This window comes from Acidithiobacillus ferridurans, assembly GCF_003966655.1.
GTDB lineage: Bacteria > Pseudomonadota > Gammaproteobacteria > Acidithiobacillales > Acidithiobacillaceae > Acidithiobacillus > Acidithiobacillus ferridurans.
On record NZ_AP018795.1, the window covers coordinates 160,374 to 181,399 of the forward strand.

Annotated in this window: 17 protein-coding genes; 4 read left to right on the plus strand and 13 right to left on the minus strand. The window is 56.6% G+C overall.

What is annotated here, in order from left to right; all coding sequences use genetic code 11:
* Positions 1-308: 308 nt before the first annotated feature.
* Both AFERRID_RS00765 and AFERRID_RS15240 read right to left on the minus strand, forming a co-directional pair.
* The gene (locus AFERRID_RS00765) at positions 309-2,060 is read right to left on the minus strand and encodes a hypothetical protein (protein WP_126604171.1); all 1,752 of its coding nucleotides are present in this window, start codon (positions 2,058-2,060) and stop codon (positions 309-311) included.
* A 97-nt stretch (positions 2,061-2,157) separates the two neighbouring features.
* Positions 2,158-2,460, minus strand: coding sequence for a helix-turn-helix domain-containing protein (locus AFERRID_RS15240; protein ID WP_197722465.1), 303 nt, complete (start codon positions 2,458-2,460; stop codon positions 2,158-2,160).
* 107 nt (positions 2,461-2,567) lie between these two features.
* Here AFERRID_RS15240 and AFERRID_RS00775 point away from each other — a divergent pair, with 107 nt between their 5' ends.
* The 3 genes from AFERRID_RS00775 (at position 2,568) to AFERRID_RS00785 (ending at position 4,420) form a co-directional block, all read left to right on the plus strand.
* Positions 2,568-3,302 (plus strand): S24 family peptidase, encoded by a 735-nt coding sequence (locus tag AFERRID_RS00775; RefSeq protein WP_126604172.1) that lies wholly within the window; start codon positions 2,568-2,570, stop codon positions 3,300-3,302.
* A gap of 87 nt (positions 3,303-3,389) precedes the next feature.
* Positions 3,390-3,596 carry a hypothetical protein gene (locus AFERRID_RS00780; protein ID WP_126604173.1) on the plus strand — a complete coding sequence of 69 codons (207 nt, stop codon included), beginning with the start codon at positions 3,390-3,392 and terminating at the stop codon, positions 3,594-3,596.
* A 563-nt stretch (positions 3,597-4,159) separates the two neighbouring features.
* Positions 4,160-4,420: a pyocin activator PrtN family protein gene (locus AFERRID_RS00785; RefSeq protein WP_126604174.1), complete on the plus strand. Its 261-nt coding sequence runs from the start codon at positions 4,160-4,162 to the stop codon at positions 4,418-4,420.
* 30 nt (positions 4,421-4,450) lie between these two features.
* Here AFERRID_RS00785 and AFERRID_RS00790 read toward each other — a convergent pair whose 3' ends face one another.
* Together AFERRID_RS00790 and AFERRID_RS00795 are read right to left on the minus strand one after the other, a co-directional pair.
* Positions 4,451-4,711 carry a Txe/YoeB family addiction module toxin gene (locus tag AFERRID_RS00790; protein WP_126604175.1) on the minus strand — a complete coding sequence of 87 codons (261 nt, stop codon included), beginning with the start codon at positions 4,709-4,711 and terminating at the stop codon, positions 4,451-4,453.
* Positions 4,704-4,964 carry a type II toxin-antitoxin system Phd/YefM family antitoxin gene (locus tag AFERRID_RS00795; RefSeq protein WP_226832991.1) on the minus strand — a complete coding sequence of 87 codons (261 nt, stop codon included), beginning with the start codon at positions 4,962-4,964 and terminating at the stop codon, positions 4,704-4,706. Before AFERRID_RS00795 ends, AFERRID_RS00790 begins: the two co-directional genes overlap by 8 nt.
* Before the next feature lie 532 nt (positions 4,965-5,496).
* Between AFERRID_RS00795 and AFERRID_RS00800 the strand changes: the two genes are divergently transcribed.
* Complete coding sequence (locus tag AFERRID_RS00800) at positions 5,497-6,771, plus strand: MFS transporter (protein WP_172959307.1); 1,275 nt, start codon at positions 5,497-5,499, stop codon at positions 6,769-6,771.
* A gap of 70 nt (positions 6,772-6,841) precedes the next feature.
* On the opposite strand, the gene parC is transcribed toward AFERRID_RS00800, so the two are convergent.
* From parC to AFERRID_RS00845, 9 genes are all read right to left on the minus strand, one after another.
* The gene (gene parC / locus AFERRID_RS00805) at positions 6,842-9,247 is read right to left on the minus strand and encodes a DNA topoisomerase IV subunit A (RefSeq protein ID WP_126604177.1); all 2,406 of its coding nucleotides are present in this window, start codon (positions 9,245-9,247) and stop codon (positions 6,842-6,844) included.
* A gap of 17 nt (positions 9,248-9,264) precedes the next feature.
* Entirely contained in the window at positions 9,265-11,235 is a 1,971-nt protein-coding gene (locus AFERRID_RS00810) for a DNA topoisomerase IV subunit B (RefSeq protein WP_126604178.1), read from the minus strand.
* 128 nt (positions 11,236-11,363) lie between these two features.
* Positions 11,364-12,671 (minus strand): sensor histidine kinase, encoded by a 1,308-nt coding sequence (locus tag AFERRID_RS00815; protein WP_113525512.1) that lies wholly within the window; start codon positions 12,669-12,671, stop codon positions 11,364-11,366.
* Positions 12,668-13,330, minus strand: coding sequence for a response regulator (locus AFERRID_RS00820; protein WP_126604179.1), 663 nt, complete (start codon positions 13,328-13,330; stop codon positions 12,668-12,670). Before AFERRID_RS00820 ends, AFERRID_RS00815 begins: the two co-directional genes overlap by 4 nt.
* A 77-nt stretch (positions 13,331-13,407) precedes the next feature.
* Entirely contained in the window at positions 13,408-13,719 is a 312-nt protein-coding gene (locus AFERRID_RS00825; RefSeq protein ID WP_113525510.1) for a PepSY domain-containing protein, read from the minus strand.
* Between the two features lie 156 nt (positions 13,720-13,875).
* Complete coding sequence (locus tag AFERRID_RS00830) at positions 13,876-14,952, minus strand: YncE family protein (RefSeq protein WP_126604180.1); 1,077 nt, start codon at positions 14,950-14,952, stop codon at positions 13,876-13,878.
* Between the two features lie 42 nt (positions 14,953-14,994).
* Positions 14,995-18,021, minus strand: coding sequence for an efflux RND transporter permease subunit (locus AFERRID_RS00835; protein ID WP_126604181.1), 3,027 nt, complete (start codon positions 18,019-18,021; stop codon positions 14,995-14,997).
* Positions 18,021-19,061, minus strand: a complete 1,041-nt coding sequence (locus AFERRID_RS00840) for an efflux RND transporter periplasmic adaptor subunit (protein ID WP_126604182.1) — start codon at positions 19,059-19,061, stop codon at positions 18,021-18,023. The genes AFERRID_RS00835 and AFERRID_RS00840 overlap by 1 nt, the downstream gene beginning before the upstream one ends.
* Positions 19,058-20,407 carry a TolC family protein gene (locus tag AFERRID_RS00845; RefSeq protein WP_126604183.1) on the minus strand — a complete coding sequence of 450 codons (1,350 nt, stop codon included), beginning with the start codon at positions 20,405-20,407 and terminating at the stop codon, positions 19,058-19,060. The genes AFERRID_RS00840 and AFERRID_RS00845 overlap by 4 nt, the downstream gene beginning before the upstream one ends.
* Positions 20,408-21,026 lie beyond the last annotated feature (619 nt).

A 21,026-nucleotide genomic window follows, 5' to 3' on the forward strand; every position in this document is an offset into this window, starting at 1 on the left:
AGGGGAATACTATGTGGTTGCCCAAAAACGAGCTCACAAATCCCGCAAAAATAAAGCACGTCCCACAACGCAAGTCGTATAAGGATGAATCCGGGAATGATGTAATAGTGGCCATTTCTCCTGCGCTTTCGTACCCGATGTTCATGCTTCAGCCAGGCGAGTATGTGGTTGAGCGGAATGTCTTTATGGACCATTGCCAGATCATAGACCGTCATCCCAACAGGAAAGGACCGTCTCAAGCTGGCTGCGAGCGCGCCATACACTGAACAGCGGTCAGAGTGCTCATGTGATACAGACAAGGGCTTAGCCTATGGCTCCGGATGATTGCGTGACTTCTGCACGTCACGCATGAGGATGATGACCGCCCGCTGCGCCGATTGGCGCTGGCCTTCAGGCATCTTTGCCACGCTGTCAGCAATAGCACGAGTAGCATCGGTCGCTGTGCGGCGCACCACTTTATCCCGGGGACCATACGATTGACGGGCTTGTCGCACCACCCCTGGGGAGACCCCCAGCGCTTTGGCGAGACGCTCTGCATCTACCTGCCCAAGGGCGTCCGGTTCCAATTCGGCGATAGGCGATGATGGGGGAAGCACGGCTTCTGTCATCATGAGATCCGGATTATCCGGTTCCATCCAGTCTTCGTAGGCGATAGGCAGTGGACGATTGTGGCGTCGTCGCTGGCAAATCAGCGTCACCTCGTCACCGTCCCGTCGTATGGGCAGATAACGTCGGATGCCGCCACCCGAGTCAAATGCACGCTGGATACAGGCCTCGAAGTACGCAGAGGCATCTGCCGTTACCCATTGCTTCGGGATCCCTTTATGGGCAGAGAGAGAAACCGACTCCGGGATCTGGACAACGGCCTGCGCCGGAGCCAACCGGGAGCTTGTGACGGTGACCCACTCCCTGAGTGTTTGTACCGCAATATCCTGATTACCCGCTGCACCGGGCGTCCTTGGTATCATGCTTGCCGCTTCGCTACGGAGTTTTTTCGCAGCTGTTTTTGCGGGAGATCGGGCATGGATGTGTCGCCCGACCGCCCATTCCCAGCAGAGGGCGATGTAGTCAGATATATGATCATGTTTCAGCCCTGCGCGCGCCAACTGCTCAATGTCAAAAACCAGCAGCACTTCGGCCATTCGGCAATCTGGTCCGACCGGATCAGTGGATGCCCGCGCCTTGGTCATATAACTGTTTCGCGCTGTATCGTAGACCGTGCCGACCCACTCAGGATCAGTCATGGGCCGCTTTTTATGATGCCTGTTATAGCCCTGCCCTATTACGCCATCAGCCACACGGACTGACGGACTGCCAAGGTCATCCTCTCCATCCTCAGAAGAAATAATACGCAACCTGCCCGTATCCCGTTTTTTGGCGGCCACGCGCTGCAGGAAAGACCCAGATCCCGTCTTGTCGTCCAGACGGATCAGGGAGAACAAGAATCGGGGAACGCGGGAGCAGAATGTGTCTTTTAACTGGTGAAGGAGCCGGAGCGCCGGGGCACTGACCCGCCGAAAAAAATCATGGGTGCGCTCAAATCCGGCTATCAGAATGTCCGCGAGGTACTCGGCCGACCAGTCTATAAAATGCCGCGCTTCCTGGAGTGCGGCTTTGCCGTTATGCAGCACATAAAGCGCCACCAACGCGGGGAATGCTCCGTAATCGTCCGCCAGGCCGTATTTGAATCCGGTTTTACACTCGCGCCCAAACAGGACACTCCGAATGGCATGCCCACTGGAGTCCGAGGCGTGCAATCGCTGTTCATACCAGGTACGCACCTTGTAATAATATGGCAACTGATGGAGGTATTTGACCTCACTGTGCATGACGTGCGCGGCTTCCTCTGCATCATCAAAGAGTTGAATCAAACGCATTGCGGTTTGCTCGGCAACGCCGATGACTTTCATGATCTCCAGGATAATTCCCGGGGTACTCCGTCCGTTGCGATGCTGGATGTAGTCTAGCGCTTCGATGCGCGCGTCAGCACCGGCTTGTCCTGGGCACACCCAGACAGGTTCCATTTTATTTAAAGCCATCATCAGCGATATGGAAGTCATGCAGCACCTCGGGTTGTCAAGATTGGTAACCGGTAAACATCAGTTGTGGGGCCCATACGCCCGGGCATCCCGCCCATGACGAAACATCGGAAAAGATTCATTCAGCATGGCCTTGTGAATAGAGGGAAGCTTCCGAAATAGTCGGGTCATTAGGGGTCGATGAATGCTCATCTCCGTGAGCGCATAGCAAGTGGGAAGGACGCAGGTCATCAATGGTTACGGCAGAAACTGTTGCCTTCTCGATGAGTTCAGCATATTGCGTTTCGCCGGTGTAATCCGTGCGAGGGAGTCGCGCCTTGCGAACCCATTTCATGACCGCTTTCCCCGATACACCGCAGACACGGCCAATAGCTTCATAGCTACCGAGCATATTTTTCGCCTTCAGAAGTGAAGCTGCCACATGAGAATGTTCCATACACCGAAAAATAGAACTTGTGGTAACGCTTGTCAAGAACTGTTCGTGTCTGCTACTCTGGTAACCATTGGTTCCAAGGAGGCGCCGACGCCATGACAGAAAAAGAAGCCGGACTGAAAGCATTTGCAGATCGCCTGAACATCAGCCTGGATGCCATCCATTTTGCAGCCAGCGGAGAAGGCCGTCAGGATGCGCTCGCAAAATATATGGGAGTGAGCCAAAAGGGTGCTCGAAAGTGGTTGGTAGGCGAGAGTTACCCCGTTGAGGACAAAAGAAATAGACTCGCAGCGCTTTGCAAGGTGCGCTACGAGTGGCTGATGACTGGCAACGGGGAGCGATATGCAGACGACCGTACGCTGCGCTCTCAGGCAGAAAACATAGAGACCAGGGTTTCAGACTCCTTGATTCGTATCCCCGTCATGAATGTTGAGTGCTCGCAGGGATGCGGGAGATACCCGCCAGATTATGAAACCATGATGGACGAAATCTGCATCAGTGAAACATGGCTTCGCCACAATGCACTGTTTAGCTCCCCATCCAACCTATCCATTATCGTTGGGGTCGGTGACAGTATGAAGCCCACCTATCAAGATGGCGACTTACTACTGGTAGATCGGGGAATAACAGAAATAAAAGTGGATGCCGTATATGTTTTTCGGCTTCACGATGAGATGTATGTGAAAAGACTGCAGTCCCGGCCAGATGGAGCGCTACTGATGATCTCCGACAACAAAGCGTATGAACCTTTTGTGATTACGATCGAAAACCGGGCAGAACTAAAAATCCTTGCACGAATCTTGTTTGCGTTGAACGTCAACAGGCTTTGAGAACGTAACTTATTGTTCTTGACTTTGCGATATTCATAGTTCTATCCTCTTCCCATCGCAGCATTGCGCTGCATGGGAGAACCAACAATGCCAAGCCACGTTGCGCAACCGGCGATCCACCCTGCCCCCCATCCCAACTTCATCACCCTGACTATAAAGCTACCGCATGATGCGCCCATCCACACAATCAACAAAGCCATGCAGGCATTCCAGAGTGAGTTCGGCCATCGCCTGATTCGGGACGACCTGGATTTTATTGTGCCAAAAATATCACGGCGTGTGGGTGTGGCATGAATTACATCAGATCGCGCAAGGCTGATCTACGTTTCGGAAGTGGAAGCTGGAATTACATCTGTCATACGGCACCACCATCATGCTCTACGAAGCACAGAAAACGTAACGCTGCCTATCCCATGAGACTGCGACAAAAATGTTGCTTATAAAAATAAAGGAGCGTAAGGGCATGAATGAAAGTATGGATGAACCCACTCCGGGAAAACGATCAGTACTATTGCAAATCGCACCCGAGCGCGAAATAGCACGAGCAATAACGGGCAGACACGCTCAGTGGTCTGCTACCGGCCAGATGGGTGATTCGTTAATCCGCACCATGCATCTGCTGAGAAATCTATATCGCTTTTGCGTATCGGTGCCATGACTTTTCTGGAGGATCAACCTGACATCGGTAATGTGGCGACCTCTGCGTTGACCTGCCTGCCAGCACTGCCAGATCGACGTTATACGGGGGCCTGAAAGCTCCGGAGATCGATCTAGTAGACATTGGAGATCCGATGGATTAGCCGGTGCTGGTGGAAACGATGCTGCGACGGACACGGCTGGTAGATTAAGGAATACCTATGAACACAGTCTTTTTACTCATGGCGGAATTTGGGCAGGCCGATATACCCCTTGAAATATTGGCCAGTAAATACCTGGGCATGAGCCGCAAGGAATCAGCCATGAAAGCTATGCGTGGTGAGCTCCCCTTCCCCGCGTTTCGCATGGGATCGCAGAAGTCGCCCTGGATGGTGCGCGTCACCGATCTTGCTGAGTACCTGGATTCCGCACGAAAGAAGTCCACACAGGATTGGGAGGCGCGGCAGAGCGCGCGCCATTAGCCAGCTCGCGCTTCAGCCGTTACTGATGTCCTAATAATGGTACCGGCAGGAAATAATAATCAGATCTATAGTCGTGGTGCGATAAACCAGCCGGTTAACGTCGTCAATACGCCGGGACCAGTATCCTGAGAGGTTTTCCCGCAGTGGCTCTGGCTTACCAATGCCCGAGTGCGGGTTCCGCAGGCAATCTCGTATCAGCGCATTCACTCTTCGGAGTGTTTTCCGATCCTGCCCTTGCCAGTATTCATAATCTTCCCAGGCGGCCAGCGTCCAGGAGATGCGCTCAGGCATCAGCCAGTCCACGGGGAGATGTTTGCCCTGCCTGATCTTGTGCTATGGATTGCACCAGGTGTGCAGCATTGGCCGGCGAGCGCAGCAGGTGAACCGTTTCCATCAGGCTGTCAAAAAGATCCTGCGAAAGCAAAACCGCGTTAGACGATCCACGCCTCGTAATGATGGTAACATCGGCATCTTCAACGGCTCTGTCCATTACCGCCTTCAGATTGTCACGGGCTTCCGAATAACTCACAACGTGCATAACCATCACTCCTGTCCAACAATACGTACAAGTATGATGGGCGATCGCCCTGTGGTCAACCGTACCCGCCTTAGCTCGAAATGATGTATGTGCTTGGACAGATTCAAGGGGGGAAATCCAACATGAGTACAACATTGCAGATGGATAGAACGTAACACACTGTTTATAAATAGGTTTTTATTTTTAGTCGTCCAGTCGAGCATGGGGGCGACAGATAATATGCTATTTCTTGTTTTCTCTGCATTATTGTTGATTGTCATAGGGTTTCCTTGCTTTCCCTCTTTCCATAATATCGTTCATACGGGGCTTTTGTGCATCACCGAGAATGCGCGAGTCGGCAAAAACCGGCCGGCGAGGCCTGCAGGTTTCCCGCGAAGGGACTATCCTTCAGATCGACGCCACATGCCGCCCCATTCTGACAGGAGATGCACCATGATTTTTCCTCGACCATTTGCCATAGCTGCTCAGCGGCCGTGTGGCGGCCTTCCCCCAGCCTGCTGGAGTACACTCTGGTTCTGGGCCACCTTTTCTGGCACTAGTGAACAGATTGGCTGGTAACGCCCATCCCGTCGCCGAACCTTCCGGTTGGCTCAACAAAAATGTGTTGCTCCTGTCTTTATCGGCGTTCTTTGCCGACGGGGGCTATCAGGCGGTCACCGCTGTTTTCCCCCTGCTGATCATTTTTGGGATGAAAGAACCTCCCTATGTCTATGGCCTGCTGCTGGCGCTGGCCTTCGGCGGCGGATCCCTGTTCGCCTTCCTGGGGGGAATGGCCGGCGACAGATACAACAGAAAAACCGTAGCGCTCGCTGGCAATCTGCTCATTCCCCTGATGTCCATCGCTGGTTTTTTCTCCAATGTCTGGATCGTCGGCATCCTTTTTACCTTGGGCTGGTGGGCGCGTTTCTTCCGGACGCCGGCGCGGCGGGCCATGCTGGTGGAGGTATCCAAGCCGGAACACCGCGCAAAGGTTTTCGGGTTTCTTCATGCGCTGGATGTAGGGGGCGGTCTGGTTGCGGTGATCTATGCCATCATTCTGATCCTATACCATGTTTCCTACCACGACATCCTTCTCGTGAGCATTTTTCCCATTCTGATCTCCAGCGTCTGCCTAGCCTTCGTGCACTACGTGCCATTCGCGGCGGCTACGCCGTCCACAGGCACTGTCCCCGCCTCGAAGGTTCAGTTTCCCCAATATCCTCCGCGCATCAACCGGCGAGTCTTCCGTTTCGTGCTTCTGGCCGCGACGCTCTTCGGATTCAGTTACTACGCGCTGGGCTTCCCTATTCTTTCGGTGGCAGAGACACAGGCCAGCGCCGCACTGGGTGTCCTGACCTTCGGCATCTACCTGGGTTTTTCTTCTATAGCCGGCTACGTACTGGGGTCCAGCGCCCTGCGTCCTATCCGCGCCCTTTGGACGACCGGCTACGCCCTGGCCGGGGTGGGCTCCCTGATTATCGGAGTATCCTATCTGGTGGACTCCGGTCTCCTGCTGTTCTATGTGGGGGCAGCCGCGTTGGGAATCGCCACCGGAGCCGTTGAGACATTTGAACCGGTGCTGACCTCTTATCTGGTGCGGTCTGGCGATCTTTCTGGAGGGATGGGATTACTGAGCATGAGCCGGGCGCTGGGCTTATTCGTCTCGAATGTCATCATGGGGGTCATTTTTACGGCAGATCAACTGGATTCGTATCTCTACGCCTGTATTACGGCGATTCTCGGCGCCGGCATTCTGGCACTCACGGAACGCTGGCTACATCGGCAAAAGACGCTCTCCTCCGACTTTCGCTCCAAAGCGTCCTCGGAACCGTGACCGGCGGTCCAGCATATCTGGTTACCCGATGGCAAGGTGGCATATCTTGGCGTTGCGCTGAATAAAGCGCCTAACGCACGGGCCTGCCGCGTCCGCCACGCCGGCCACGACAGGCTTCCACACGATTTTTCCGCACTCCGCGCGGCAAAGGCTGATCATCCAGATAAACCAACAGGGATTGCAGAGTGGCCGATGTGCCCAGGGCAATCAGTTTGACCCCCTTACCCTTGGGTAGGTTTTTGACCTCGGTCAAAGGAAACAGCAGGCCACGCCCGTCTGAAGATAGACAGAACGCTTCCGCCTGAAGGTCGGTGACGCGGATCAAAGGCAGGGGGCGCTCCTTCGCGTCCAGGGTCAAGAAGGCCTTGCCCGCCCGGTTCCGGCCGGTCATGTTTTCCAGCGTGGTCAGGAATCCATAGCCACCGGTTCCAGCCACCAGCCAAAGGCTGTCGCCGGCGCCGCAGGCTACGCAAGCCAGCACGCCGCCCGGTTGAAAATCCACCTGGCTCGACACCGGAATGCCGTCGCCCCGCCCGCCCGGTATTTGCGCCACGGCTATGGAGTAAGCACGCCCCGAATGATCCAGCAGGACCAGAGTATCCACGGATCGCACCTCGAAGGCCTGCAACAAGGCATCACCTTCCTTGAAACCCAGGGTCGCCGTATCCAGCCCGTGGCCGGAGCGGGTACGCAGCCAGCCTTTTTGGGAGACGATCACCGTAACGGGTTCATCCGCAATGGCAGCGGCAATGGTCTGAATGGATTTGTTGGTGATGGCAGTATCGGCTTCCAGCAGGGTGCGACGATCATCGCCAAATTTTTGGGCGTCGGCCTGGATTTCTGCGGCGATCAATGCCCGCAGTCGCGACTCATCCTGCAGGAGTGCGCTCAGGTACGCGGCCGTTTCCCGTTTGTCGGCCAGTTCCTTTTCCAGTTCGATGCCGGCGAGTCGCGCCAGTTGCCGCAGACGAATCTCCAGGATATCTTCCGCCTGAATCTCGCTGAGGTCGAAGTGGGCCATGAGGTCGGCCTTGGGGTCGTCGGACTCGCGGATTACACGGATCACCGCATCAATATCCAGCAGCACCCGTAAACGACCTTCGAGAATATGAATGCGCGTCAGGGCCTTGTCGAGGCGGAACTGACTACGCCGCCGTACGGTAGTCACCCGATAGCGCACCCACTGCCGTAATATCCGGGGGAGCGGCATACACGGTGCTTTGCCATCCAGATCCAGCACCGTGAGATTCACCGACTGATTGGTTTCCAGCGAGGTGCGGGCCAGCAGGTAGGTCATCAGACTCTGCGGGTCCTGGTTGCGCGAGCGCGGCTCGATGACGATCCGCACGGCATGGGCCTTGCCCGACTCGTCGCGCACGGTATCCATCTGAGACAGCATGGCGTTTTTTGTCGTCTGCTGCTCCGGGGTAAGCGCCTTTTTTTTGCCTTCCCCTTTGGCTTGCGGGTTGGAAAGGGTTTCTATCTCCGAGAGGATTTGTGCGGTGGACACCCCCGGTGGCAGTTGCTGTACCGCGATACGCCACTCCCCGCGCGCCAGCTTTTCGACCTCCCAGCGGGCCCGCACCCGGATGCTGCCGCGCCCCGACAGATAGGCCTCGCGGATTTGCCCGGGCGTCGAGATAATCTGGCCACCGCCAGGGAAGTCGGGACCGGGAATCGATTGCAGTATTTCGTCATCGGCCATGTCCGGGCGCAGGACCAACTCCGCACAGACCTGCGCCAGTTCGCGCAAATTGTGGGGCGGAATCTCCGTAGCCATGCCGACCGCGATACCGGAGGCGCCGTTCATCAGTAGGAAGGGCAACCGAGCAGGCAAGGTGACGGGTTCTTCCAGTGTTCCGTCATAGTTGCTGCGAAAATCGACCGTGCCCTCGTCCATTTCTGCCAGCAGCAGTTCGGAAATGGGGGTCAGATTGGCTTCGGTATAGCGCATGGCGGCGGCCGAGTCGCCGTCCAGAGACCCGAAGTTGCCCTGCCCATCCACCACCGGGTAGCGCAGGGTGAAGTGCTGGGCCATACGCACCATGGCGTCATACACCGAAGTGTCGCCGTGGGGGTGCCACTTGCCGATCACCTCGCCCACCACCCGGGCGGACTTGACATGCTGTGGGGAGCGTTGCAGCCCCATGTCGCGCATAGCATAGAGAATTCGCCGTTGCACTGGTTTCTGGCCATCGGCCAGCGCCGGAATCGCCCGCCCGGTTACCACGCTCATGGCATAGGCAAGGTAAGCACGCGCGGCATATTCCGCGAGCGGCGGCTCCCCAGGTTCGCTAGGGTCCGGGGCGCCCTCCCCGGGTGGCGGAGGCGGTGGTGCTGGCGAGGCAGCAGATAACGCTGCGAGCCCCTGTACCGCTTCGGCTGATACCGGAGCAGGCGTGTCGTCGGTGACCGCCCCGGTTTCCGAGGGGTGCGCATTACCGATGAGATCAAAAAGATCCCGGGTATTATCCATGTCCGAAACTCCCCGTCTCAAATATCGATATCCGCCGTCCAGCCGTCCCGCTCCATCCATTCGCGACGCCCGCCGGCGGACTGTTTGGCCATCAGCAGGCTGAAGCGGGCATGCAGCGCCGCCTGATCGGCCGCCGTCATGGACAACGGGACGAGGGAACGGGTGTCGGGGCACATGGAGGTTTCCCAGAGTTGATCCGGGTTCATCTCACCCAGGCCTTTGAAACGCTGCACCGAGATGGCACTTTCCTTGACGCCTTCGGTGCGCAGGCGCTCTATCGCCGCGTCCCGCTCCGCCTCTGCCTCGCAGTAGATTTTACGGGCCTTGCCGCGCCAGGTGGTATCCACCCGGTATAAAGGCGGCTTGACCACGAATACATGGCCGCGTTGCAACAGCGCCGGGAAGTGCCGCAGAAACAGGGTCAGAATCAGCACCTGAATATGGCTGCCGTCCACATCGGCATCGGATAGGATCATGATTTTGCCGTAGCGCAGCCCGGCCAGCACCCGATCCGGGTCCGCCTGGAAACCGTGTGCCTCAATGCCCAGGGCTACCGCCATATTGTGGACTTCCTGGTTCTTGAAGATCTGGTCTGCGTCCACTTCCCAGGTGTTGAGCACCTTGCCCCGCAGCGGCAGCAAGGCCTGATATTCCTTGTCGCGCGCCGCCTTGGCGGAACCGCCGGCAGAGTCCCCTTCGACCAGAAACAACTCATTGCGCTGAATATCCTCACTTTCACAATCCGTCAGTTTGCCGGGGAGTGTCGCCAGCCCCGAGCCTTTCTTACGCTCGATTTTTTGCGCGGCGCGGGTACGGGCCTGGGCATTCTGGATCGCCAGATCCGCAATCGCCTTCCCCGCATCCGGATGGCTGTTGAGCCAGAGTTCCAGCGGATCACGCACGGTCTGCGCCATCAGCTTATAGGCGTCGCGGCTGGTAAGCTTGTCTTTGGTCTGCCCCTGAAACTGCGGGTCCAGCACGCGCGCCGACAGCACCAGCGCCATCTTCCCGGTAACATCATCCTGTACCAGTTTAAGCTTGGCGGGGACGAGACTGTGATGCTCCATGAAACTGCGCACCGCCTCGAAAACCCCGGCCCGAAAGCCCGACTCGTGGGTACCGCCGTCCAACGTCGGGATCAGGTTGACGTAAGTTTCCGGGTTAGGTGCGGCGCCGTTGATCCAACAGAGCGCCCAACCCGCACCCTCCCCTTTCGCAAAACCGTTACTATCCCCGTCCTGGTAGGAGGCTCCTGCAAAAATCGGAGTGGCCAGTTCGAGATCAGCGACGATTTCCGCGAGGTATTCCGCCAGACCTTCGCTATATTTCCAGACGACGGGTTCCTGCTCCGGGAGGGTGAGGCTCACTTGCAGACCAGGGAGGAGAATGGCCTTGGCGCGCAGGAGATGGGTGAGCTCGCGGATATTGATTTTGGCGGAGTCGAAATACTGCCCATCCGGCCATACCTGAACCCGCGTACCGTGGGTGCGCGGGCCGCAGTCCTCCAGCCGGGTCAGCGCCTCGCTCACGTCCCCCTGCGTAAACACCAGCCGATAGCGACCGTTTCCCGATCCCTGGGGGTCGCGGGTTTTGATCTCGACTTCCACCCGCTGGGACAGGGCATTGGTGACCGCCACGCCCACCCCATGCAAACCGCCGGAAAAGCGATAGGCTGACTCCAGGTCCGTCTTATCGAACTTGCCGCCTGCATGCAGGGTCGTGAAGGCCAACTCGGCCGCCGGACGAGACTCGCCGGACGGAATGCCGACGGGGATGCCGCGGCCATTGTCCTCGACGATCACCGAGCCATCGTCACGGACCGTCACGTCGATGCGCGTCGCCTGGCCGGCCAGGGCTTCATCGGCGGCGTTATCGATCACTTCCTGAATGATGTGGGTAGGGCAGGTGGTACGGGTATACATGCCCGGACGCAACTTGACCGGTTCGAGTCCCTTGAGGACGGTGAATTGTTCGGCGCTATAGCTCAAATGGTGGTTTCCTTCTGCCTCCCCCTATCATAAGGCTGAAAAGGCCGGATGGGCAGCCCTCTGGCGCCACGCGCAGTGGCCGCCATATGAGCTATTCCCTTTCATAGATCACCATGATGGTAAGCAGTCTAGACTATTTTTTGGCGATAGATGAAATGCAACCCCGATTGTTCGCGTCGGGAACGCAATATAATTTGTCCGCCCAACTGTTCGGCAATGGCGCGAACAATGGTTAAGCCCAGACCGCTCCCGTCTCCCGTTATACCGGGGATACGATAAAAAGGATCAAATATGCGTTCCGACTCCTCAGCCGGAATACCCGGCCCACTATCTATAACTTCCAACAGCGCATATTCCCCTTCCCGATAGGCACGCACGGTCACCTCGGAATTTTCCGGACTATAGCGCAAGGCGTTATCCGCCGCGTTGCGTAATAGGCTGTAAAAGGCGGCAGCGCTTCCCTGTACCCACAACGCCGTTGAGGCATCCAGTCCAAAATCTATTTTTTTCTGCTCTGCCAATGGATAAAGATCTTCCACTGTTTGGCGGGCGATTACCGCCAAGTCCACTGGCTCAAAGCTGGACGGGGCGGTCTGCTGCCGGGCCAGACCCAGTAACTGATCGAGCAAATGACGGGACCGCTCCAAGCCACTTTGCAAAGGCAACACGCGTTTTCGGCATTCCGAGAGAGAATCAGCCCGCTCCAGATTCTGCACCTGGAGCGACAATGCGGTTAACGGGGTACGTAGTTCATGGGCGGCGTCGGCAATGAATCGACGCTCTTGCTCCAGCAATATCCGAATCCTTTCCAGCAACCGATTGATGGCCTGAAGAAATGGGGCAATCTCCTCCGGCACTTGCTCTAGAGAAAGCGGCTCAGGACGATCGGCATTTTGCCGATCCATGACTTGGGCCAGACTCTGGATCGGGGCCAAACTACGCCGCACAATAACGTGCGAAAAAACAATCAACAAGGGCACCAAAAACAACAAGGGCAGCAGGGTGCGCCGTGCGCTGGCAATAGCCGCGTCGCTACGCAAATCGGTGGACTGGGCCACTGCCAATGCTTCACCAGGCCCCTGTCGCCGAACAAAAACCCGCCATTCCTGACCATCCACTGCAAGCGTATGAAAACCTGATGACAATTGCGGAGGAAGTTTCAGGGGAATATCCACCCCCTTGCAGTTTACCAGGCATAACGGCTCAACGACGATGCGCACATCCGAGTCGGCATCCACCGGCTGTCGACCATAGCGATAGGTATTCCGCCAGATCTGGGGAGGCACCAGTGCAGCGATCTGCTGCAGTGAGGCATCCTGGTAATCCTGTGCTTCATTCAGAGCCAGAAAGAAAGACGCCAATCCGGCAAACAATCCCATACAGACAATAGCGATACTCAACCCAATGGACAAGCGTCCCTGCAAAGAACGTTTCATGGCTGACGCGGGATCATCCAACCCGCGCCACGCACATTCTTGATGACTTTGGCACCGAGCTTCTTACGCAGACCGTGAATCAGAAAATCGATGCTATTACTCTCTACACCTTCGTCCCAGCCATACAGGCGCTCTTCGAGTTGCGCACGACTGAGTATGGAACCTGGACGTAGCAACAGTGCCTGCAATAAAGCAAACTCCTTATTGGTCAACAGGACACTGAGTTCTCCGATCTGCGCCGTGTGTGTGCTTAGATCGAGCTGCAGAGATCCGTTACCTAACACCGGCGAGCCCTGCCCGCCCTGACGACGGATGATGGCGCGCAAACGAGCCAGCAACTCGCTCATGGCAAAAGGTTTGACGAGATAATCATCAGCCCCCAAGTCCAGCCCCTCCACCCGATCCGTCAATGCGTCGCGGGCGGAAATAATAATGATTGGCAGGGAGTTACCTCCTGCACGCACACGTTGCAACAACGTGCAACCATCCAGTTTGGGCAAACCCAAATCCAGAAAAATGGCCTGATGTTCCTGATTGGCAATCGCCCGCAAAGCGGTTTCACCATCACGCACCCAGTCCACTGCATAAGCCGCGTCCCGTAGCGCAACTGAAATGGCTTCACCGATCATTCGGTCGTCTTCAACCAGAAGAATACGCATTTTTTAGTGCTTAACTCCCAAACAACTTGTAAAACCCGCCCCAAGGAGCGGGTTCACCCACTAAACACTATAGACCATCAATCCGCATGTTTGCCCTCAATCGAGTTCTCCAGAACGGCTCCGGTCCTGGCGTCAACGCCTACTTCGTGGCTGACACCACCCTTCTTGATGTCGAAAGAATATCGCAAGCCACTGCCACCTTTCTCCTTTTCCAGTTCCTGATCGGTGATCTTTCCAGGATACGCCCGCAAAGCAGTAATGCGTGCCTGTGCGATACTGATCTTCGCCTCGCCAGCCAATTCCTGACCGGTAAAAGCGTAAGCACCAAAAGCATACAGGAACAAAACCCCGCCCAAAATACCACTTGCCAACTTTGTAGACACCTTCATGATATCGCTCCTTTTTAATGAATTGAGATGCAGATGAATCCATTTGTCTCCATCTGTTCTCACTATACCCCCCAGCGTTAGCGCAAAATTAGCGCGGATGGAGGCAGAAGAAGAGGCAAACGGGTTGCCGCACATCGAAGGTGACAGCCGCACCATCTACAGCGTAGGCGCCATGATGCGCAAGGCTCCGTGACCAGCCACATTCTGCAACGGGAAATAAACGCGATGGGTTTGCGGATCAACGGCCACGGAGTGCGCTTCATAGGCGAGATAATTACGTCCAAGCAATCGTAACTGCTTTCCTTTAAGTTGGAAGACCGCTACTACACCACTTTCGCTCGCGACATAAAGGCGTTGCAGCCCAGGGTCGAAAGCGAGCACGTCGGGATGCCGACCGGTTTTATGCACGGACAGCACATGCATGTCGCGCATGTTGAGGAGCAGCAGCCTGGCGTTGCCGTCGCAAGCAACGAAAGCGAGACGGGCTGGCGCGTCGATCAGCAGACTGTGGTCATGAACGCAGGTATCCGGCAGCCGATAACGCTGGACGATCGCATTGCTGCGCGGATCGATCGCCACAATCTCGTTACGGGTCTGCACATCAGCGAATACCAACTGGCTAACGGGGTCGTATTGCGAGTTGCCAACTTCGCCACCCATGGCAATGGTGGCGACCCGCCGGTGGTTGCGGGTGTCAACCACCGTTTCGGTCTGTCCCGTCTCGTCAGAGATGAACAGCTCGTGTACCTTCGGCGCGTAGGCCATGCCATCGGGGTGAACACCGGTGGGCACATGGGCGATGATGTGCAATGTCTTCTCGGAAATGACTTCGAGTTGGTTGATCGCGGTCGCATTCGCAAATACTTCATCCAGTTCTGGTACCGCCAGCACCCCATGCACAGCAGGAACGCCCTTGATATTCGCAATGACGCGGTTGTTGCGCAAATCGACTACATCGACACTGTCTGCCCCAAGATGGGAAATAAACAACAACTGCCTTTGCGGATCAATCGACTCATAGTCAAAGCGATTGGTATCTTTTTTCAACGGGGCTTTTCCGGTTGACTGCTGATCGATCGGCACATAGGCCTGATCAGGCTTGCCGGGAAGGGGAAGATCCGCATGAACTACCCTGAGCGGCAAGACGGACGTATTCTCTGCGGCCGCGGTAACGGTTCCGAGCAGCCCCGTACTCAACAAGGCTGCGACCATGATGTAACGAACTGTACGCATATATCATCCCTATGAGGTTGAAAATCAGGTGGTGAAAACCCATTAACCTTTTTTGAAAACCCTTTCCAGCCACGCATAAATCCCAGGCATCACCACCAGTACCAAGGGGATTTCGGCCAGCAATCCCGAAATAATCGCGATGGCCAAAGGTGCCTGCATTTGTGCCCCGGCACCCAACCCCAAGGCCAGCGGCATGAGGGCCAGGATGGCGATGATGGCGGTCATCAGCACGGGCCGCAGCCGTGCTTTTCCGGCCCGCACCAGTTCGTGTCGCTCCGCAGACTGCGCTTCCGCAAAAAAGAAAATCGCCGTTTCCGTCACAATGCCGACGATCATGGTTATCCCGATCATGGCCGTGATATTGCGCTCCGTGCCGGTCAGCCATAGACCGATAAACACGCTACCCAAGGCCAGGAGAGCAGTGGCGAGAATACTCAGGACCACGGTAAAACGCTCATAGAGAAACAGGAGCAACACCGTCACCAGCAGAATCGCAGCCAGCAGCACCAGCGCCAGTTCGCGCATGGATTGCTGCTGTTCGCGGTATAATCCGCCATATTGCAGGTAGACCCCTTGGGGCAACTGCACATGGGCCAGACGGGCCTTCACTTCGCCCATCACCGTGCTCATCGCCCGCCCTTCGATACGGGCCGTCACCGCGACCATGGGCTTGAGGTTTTCCGAGTTCAGTTCCGCCTGTCCGGATTGCATACGAATTTCCGCCACCTGCCCCAAGGTCAGATAATGCCCATCGGGAGCAATAATAGGGAGTTGCCGCAGGCGATTGATTTCATTCCAGAGTGCATGAGGAGCGCGGACTCGGACCCCGATCATTTCCTGGCCTTGGGGTATCCGGCTGACCACGCGACCTTCCATCAGGGTTTGCAACTGATTGGTGACCTGACCGGGGGTCATTCCGGCAAGAGCGGCCTTCACCGGGTCCACATGAATATCAACGGCGTCGCCAGCAATGATAATCCCGTCAAACACCTCGACAACGCCCGGCACCTTACGGATTTGTCCGGCCACTTGCCGGGCCAGCTTTTGCAGGGTTTGGGAATCCGCACCGAAGAGCTTGATTTCGATAGGCTGGGGCACGGCGGTTAAATCTCCGATGAGGTCCTCCATCAGTTGTCCCGTTTGCACCCGCAACCCCGGAACCTGATTATGAATCTGCTCGCGGACCGTCTTCATTACCTGCCATATGGAATGCTGTCGCTGCGCCTTGAGGCGGATGAAAAAATCTCCGGTGTTGGCTTCCGTGATGCCGCCTCCCAACTGCAGGCCCGTTCGCCGTGAATAACTGGCCACATCCCGGTTTTTGGCAAGAATCTGCTGAACCTGATCCAGCAGCCGATCCGTTTCCGCCAAAGAAGTACCGGGGGCAGCGTTATAATCCAGTACAAATCCACCCTCGTCCATCGCGGGCATGAAACCGCTGCCCACCTGTGTGTAAGACCATCCACCCAAGAGCAGAAAGGTCAGTACGATCAAGGATAAAAATAATGGCCGTTGCAGCAACCTTTCCAGATATTGTCCATAAATGCCGCTGAACCAAGCCAAAAAGCGTCCCTGATGCTCCGCCTGCTCGGCATCCCGAGGCCTCAGGAGCAGATCGGCGAGGAGTGGCACCGCCAGGTAAGCGACCAGAAAGGACACCAGCAGAGCCGCAGCGATGGAAATGGCCAATGCTTGGAAAAAAGCACCGGTCACCCCGGACAAAAATGCCAGAGGTGCAAAAATGATGATGGTTGCTGCCGATGAGCCCGCCAGCGGTTTACTCATTTCCAGTGCCGAGTGCAATACCGACACAGGCTCACCCTCAGCCGGATGTTCGGTGATGCGGCTCATGATGTGTTCGAGCATCACTACGGCATCATCTACCACCAAGCCCACGGCCGCTGCCATCCCGCCCAGCGTCATGATGTTGAAACTCTGGTGCATCACAAAAAGGATGAGCACACTGGCGAGGAGCACACTGGGCAACACTATGGCGACAATGAAGGTCAGGCGCAAATTCCGCAAAAACACCAGCAGCACCATGGCCGCCAAACCCGCTCCAATAAAAATGGCATCACGCACGCTGGATGCGGCGGCGGTAATCAGCTGACTCTGATCGTACCAGGTACTCAGGCTTATCCCCGCCGGAATGCTCTTGGCATCCTTGCGCAACAAGGTACGGATAGCATGATCGATGGCCACCGTATTGGCACCGATCTGTTGCTTGATATTGACCAGCACGGCATTTTTGCCATTGGCCGTCACCGTGGTCCACTGGGGTACCGTTCCCACCCGGACCTGAGCAACATCCGCAAGATCCACGACCCCGGCAACACCGGTCTTGAGCACGATATGACGGATATCCTGCACATTCTTCAGAGGGCTTTCACTCAGAATCTGATATAGGCGATAGTGGCGCTGCAAACGACCCACGGCGGTAATGACATTGCCGTTGCTCAGCGCCCGTTCCACATCCGCAGGCCTCAGGCCGTAACTCTGCAGGCGCATGGGATCCACCACTACCTGATATTCCTCGCGCGCCCCGCCCTGCACCTCCACCTGCGCCACGCCGTGGATGGTGAGCAGCAGCGGCCGCAGGTCATATTCGGCATAGCGACGCAGGGCGACGGGATCCAGATGATCCGATGTCAGGGACAGCCCGAGAACAGGAAACACCGTCGGGTCCATCCGCCGAGCAGTAAAACGGGTATCCGGCGGCAGGACCGGCATCTCCTTGTTTACTGCGGATTCTGCCTGCAACAGGGCTTCCGTCATGTTGCTTCCCCAGGCGAACTGCACCGATACATCCGCAGCGCCACGCGCTGTGGTAGAACGAATGCGCTCTACACCGGGGACCGCCCGCAATGCCTGCTCCAACGGCCGGGTGACAGCGATTTCGGTCTGTTGAATGGGCATGTTCCCGGAATTTACAGTTACTTCGATACGTGGGAAAACCACATTGGGAAACAGGGCTACCGGCATTTTCATGGCGGACAGCAAACCTGCAAGCACGAGTACCAGCAGCAGAAACAGCAGCGAGCGACGATGCCGTAGTAACCAGGCACCCATCAGGATTTCCCTTCTACCCGCAAGGCCATTCCTGCTTTGAGCTCGTAATTGCCGAGACTCACCACCGCATCACCTACGCTGAGCCCTTGCTTCACCGCAATCCAGCCTGCCTGCTGCCAACCCGTGTCAATCCAGCGTTTTTGGGCTTTACCGGCCACATCCACGAAACAATAGGACCTGCCGTCCTGCTGCAGAACGGCGCTTTCCGGGACCGCGATGACCCGTCGGTGGTGCAGGATGATTTCCGCTTGCAGCATGGCTCCCGGCAACAAATCAGGACTGGCGGGCAATGGCACCACCACCTGGGCAAGTCGGGTTTGCGGATCAATCTGGCTATAGATCTGGCTGACTTTCCCCTGCACCGGCGCCTGCCCCCCATATACGGGAAGCAGGCTCACCGAATCCCCCACATGAATACGCGGCAAGATCCCCGGTTCCACCCCCAACAAAACGCGCAGGGCATTTCCCGTACTCAGGCTGAGCAAAGGCTGACCGGCGGGGACGAGGTCACCCTGATGCACATGCACGATGGTCACTACCCCATTGATGGGCGCGGACACCTGTCCGTTTTTCAGTTGTTGCAGCCGCAACTGGATGTCCTGCAAAGCCGCCCGCGCACGAGCGAGGGATTGATCCGCAGTTTGCAGTTGGGTATTGGTCGCCAGTTGGCGCTGACGCAGGTTCGCTACCCGTTGCTGGTCGGCAATAGCGAATTTCAGGCCAATTTCCGCCTGCTTCAGCTGCAGTTGATCACTAACCGAGGGTTGTACCTGCAGCATGGGTTGCCCCTGCTTTACCCGCTGCCCCGCGGCCACCAGTACCTGGCTGACCAGGGTTTCGGCTGGCAGCACGATGGTTCTGCCATCCTCCGGCGCAAACTCTACGGTACCATAGACACGAAGCTGATCCGCCATGGACATCATTCGCGCCGGCGTGACTTTTACCAGGGCGGAAACCTCTGCCTCGGCAGATCCCGCAAGCAGCAAGCACAGGCAGCATCCCCATGCCAGGATTTTTCCGCCCGAAAACCGCGTTCTCATTTCCGACTCCCCCAATCTGAATAAGGTAAACCGACCGCCATTTCCAGCGCTGCCTGCTGGGCAGCGTAGGATTCCTGTAGCGCCAGCAATTGCAGGCGCTTCGCCAGGGATTGGCTGCGTACGGTCTCATAATCCAGCAAAGTCACGTTGTGTTCCGCAGCGGCCCTACGTAATCGGTTTTCGGCCTTCGCCAGTTCCGGAACCTGTTGCTGCAGGGGCTTGATTTCCTGTGCCAGGCGGCGGAGATCCGTCACCAGTCGAAAAATGTCGGCGCGCGTCTGAAACAGACGGGCGGTATAGGCTGCCCGGAGCTGCGCGCGGGTAGCCTCGCTTTCCGCAATAACCCCACGGTTCCGGTTCCAGAGGGGAATATCCAGCGTCAAACTTGGGCCGTAGCTTTGCACATTGGAGGTATCGGCGGCCCTATTGAAGCCAATGGTGAAGCCTGGGTATTGGCCGAGAATGGCACGTCGTACCCGGGCTTCCTGCGCCTGATAGCCAGCCCGCAGCGCCAGCAGATCAAGCCGATGCTTGTCGGCCAAGGTTACCAGAAACGCGGCATCGGGCAGGCTGGGCCAAAGCCGCGGGGGCGTTATGCTGATCGCCATTTTCGGTGGCAGGCCAATGGATTGGTCGAGATTCTGGCGCAGGGTGGTGACCTGTCGACGCAAGGCGAGCGCCCGATCCTGACTATCCAGCCAAGCAATCTGCCGTAATGTTGCGGTGGTGATGGTGGTGTCGCCAAGACGTAAATTTTCAGCGGAGGCTCGATACAATTTCCCGGTGGTCTTGGCTGCCGCTTCCGCTACCTCTTCCTGCGCCCGCAGATAATAAAGCTGACGGGCGAGAACGCGCGTATTACCCGCTTGCATCCACTCCTGCCAGGCGACCTGATATTGCACGGACTTTTGCTGTGCGTGGGCAATATCCAGATTGGCAGAGCGGGTAAACAGACTGGCGAGGCTCCAACTCAAACCCATGCTATAGGCATTGTAATAACCGGCTGCGACATTAGTGGGCAAGTCCGCACTGAGTGACAGTTGGGGATCGGGAAGCAAACCGGCCGCAAAAACCTGGGCCTGGGCGACTCCCAGATTGGCCCGCATGGCACGCAACTGTGGGTTGAGCAACACGGCGATCGCCCCAAGATCCTCGCCAGAAAATGGCCCATGCAAATTTATCGGCTGGGCATGGGGGTGCATCCGCGCCAGCGCCGCTGCCATTTCCCGATGCACATCCTGCACAGAGGATAGATGTCCAGGCAAGGGTGCTGCCTGATAACTCGCACATCCGGCCGGCAGTAACATCAGGCTGACCAGGATTGCAGGCCATAATCGAAATGCCATAAACCCTATGCTCCCTGAAGGGTGAAAACCCGTGATGGAATGGGCATATTACTTACCCCTCCATCAGTGTCTCATGATTGAATTAGGCGAAACTTAGGATATCGCCCCAACCCGCGCACGACATCCCGTCCCGCTGGATCTTTCCTACCCGGCCTATGGATAAAGATCGTCCACTATTTGGCGGAGAATTACCGTCAAATCTACGGGTTCGAAGCTCGATGAGGAGGTACCCTGCAGAGTCGCCAAACCCGTGCATCATCCATGAGCGGGTTGATAAACATATGCGGCATGCGCCTCGCCAACATAAACAAAAATCTTGTGATTACTGGGACCTATTTGATATGCTGGGACATCACTTCGGCCGATGTTCGAAAACCAAAAAATTTCATGGTCTCATGGGAAATCCGCTGGTTGGAAGCCTCTGCCTCCGAGTGCTCCATGCACAAACTCCCCGCCATCTGTTCCGGTGACCACGCTTGCTCCAGGATCATGGTCCGCACGGTCTCTGTCAAGAGACTCCCCGGCAACCAGATAGACTCGCTGCCTCCTAAATGGGATTCTCACGCAATAATCAAGAGCATGAAGTAAAACACGTAGTCTTTGTCGAGAGTGGATGAAC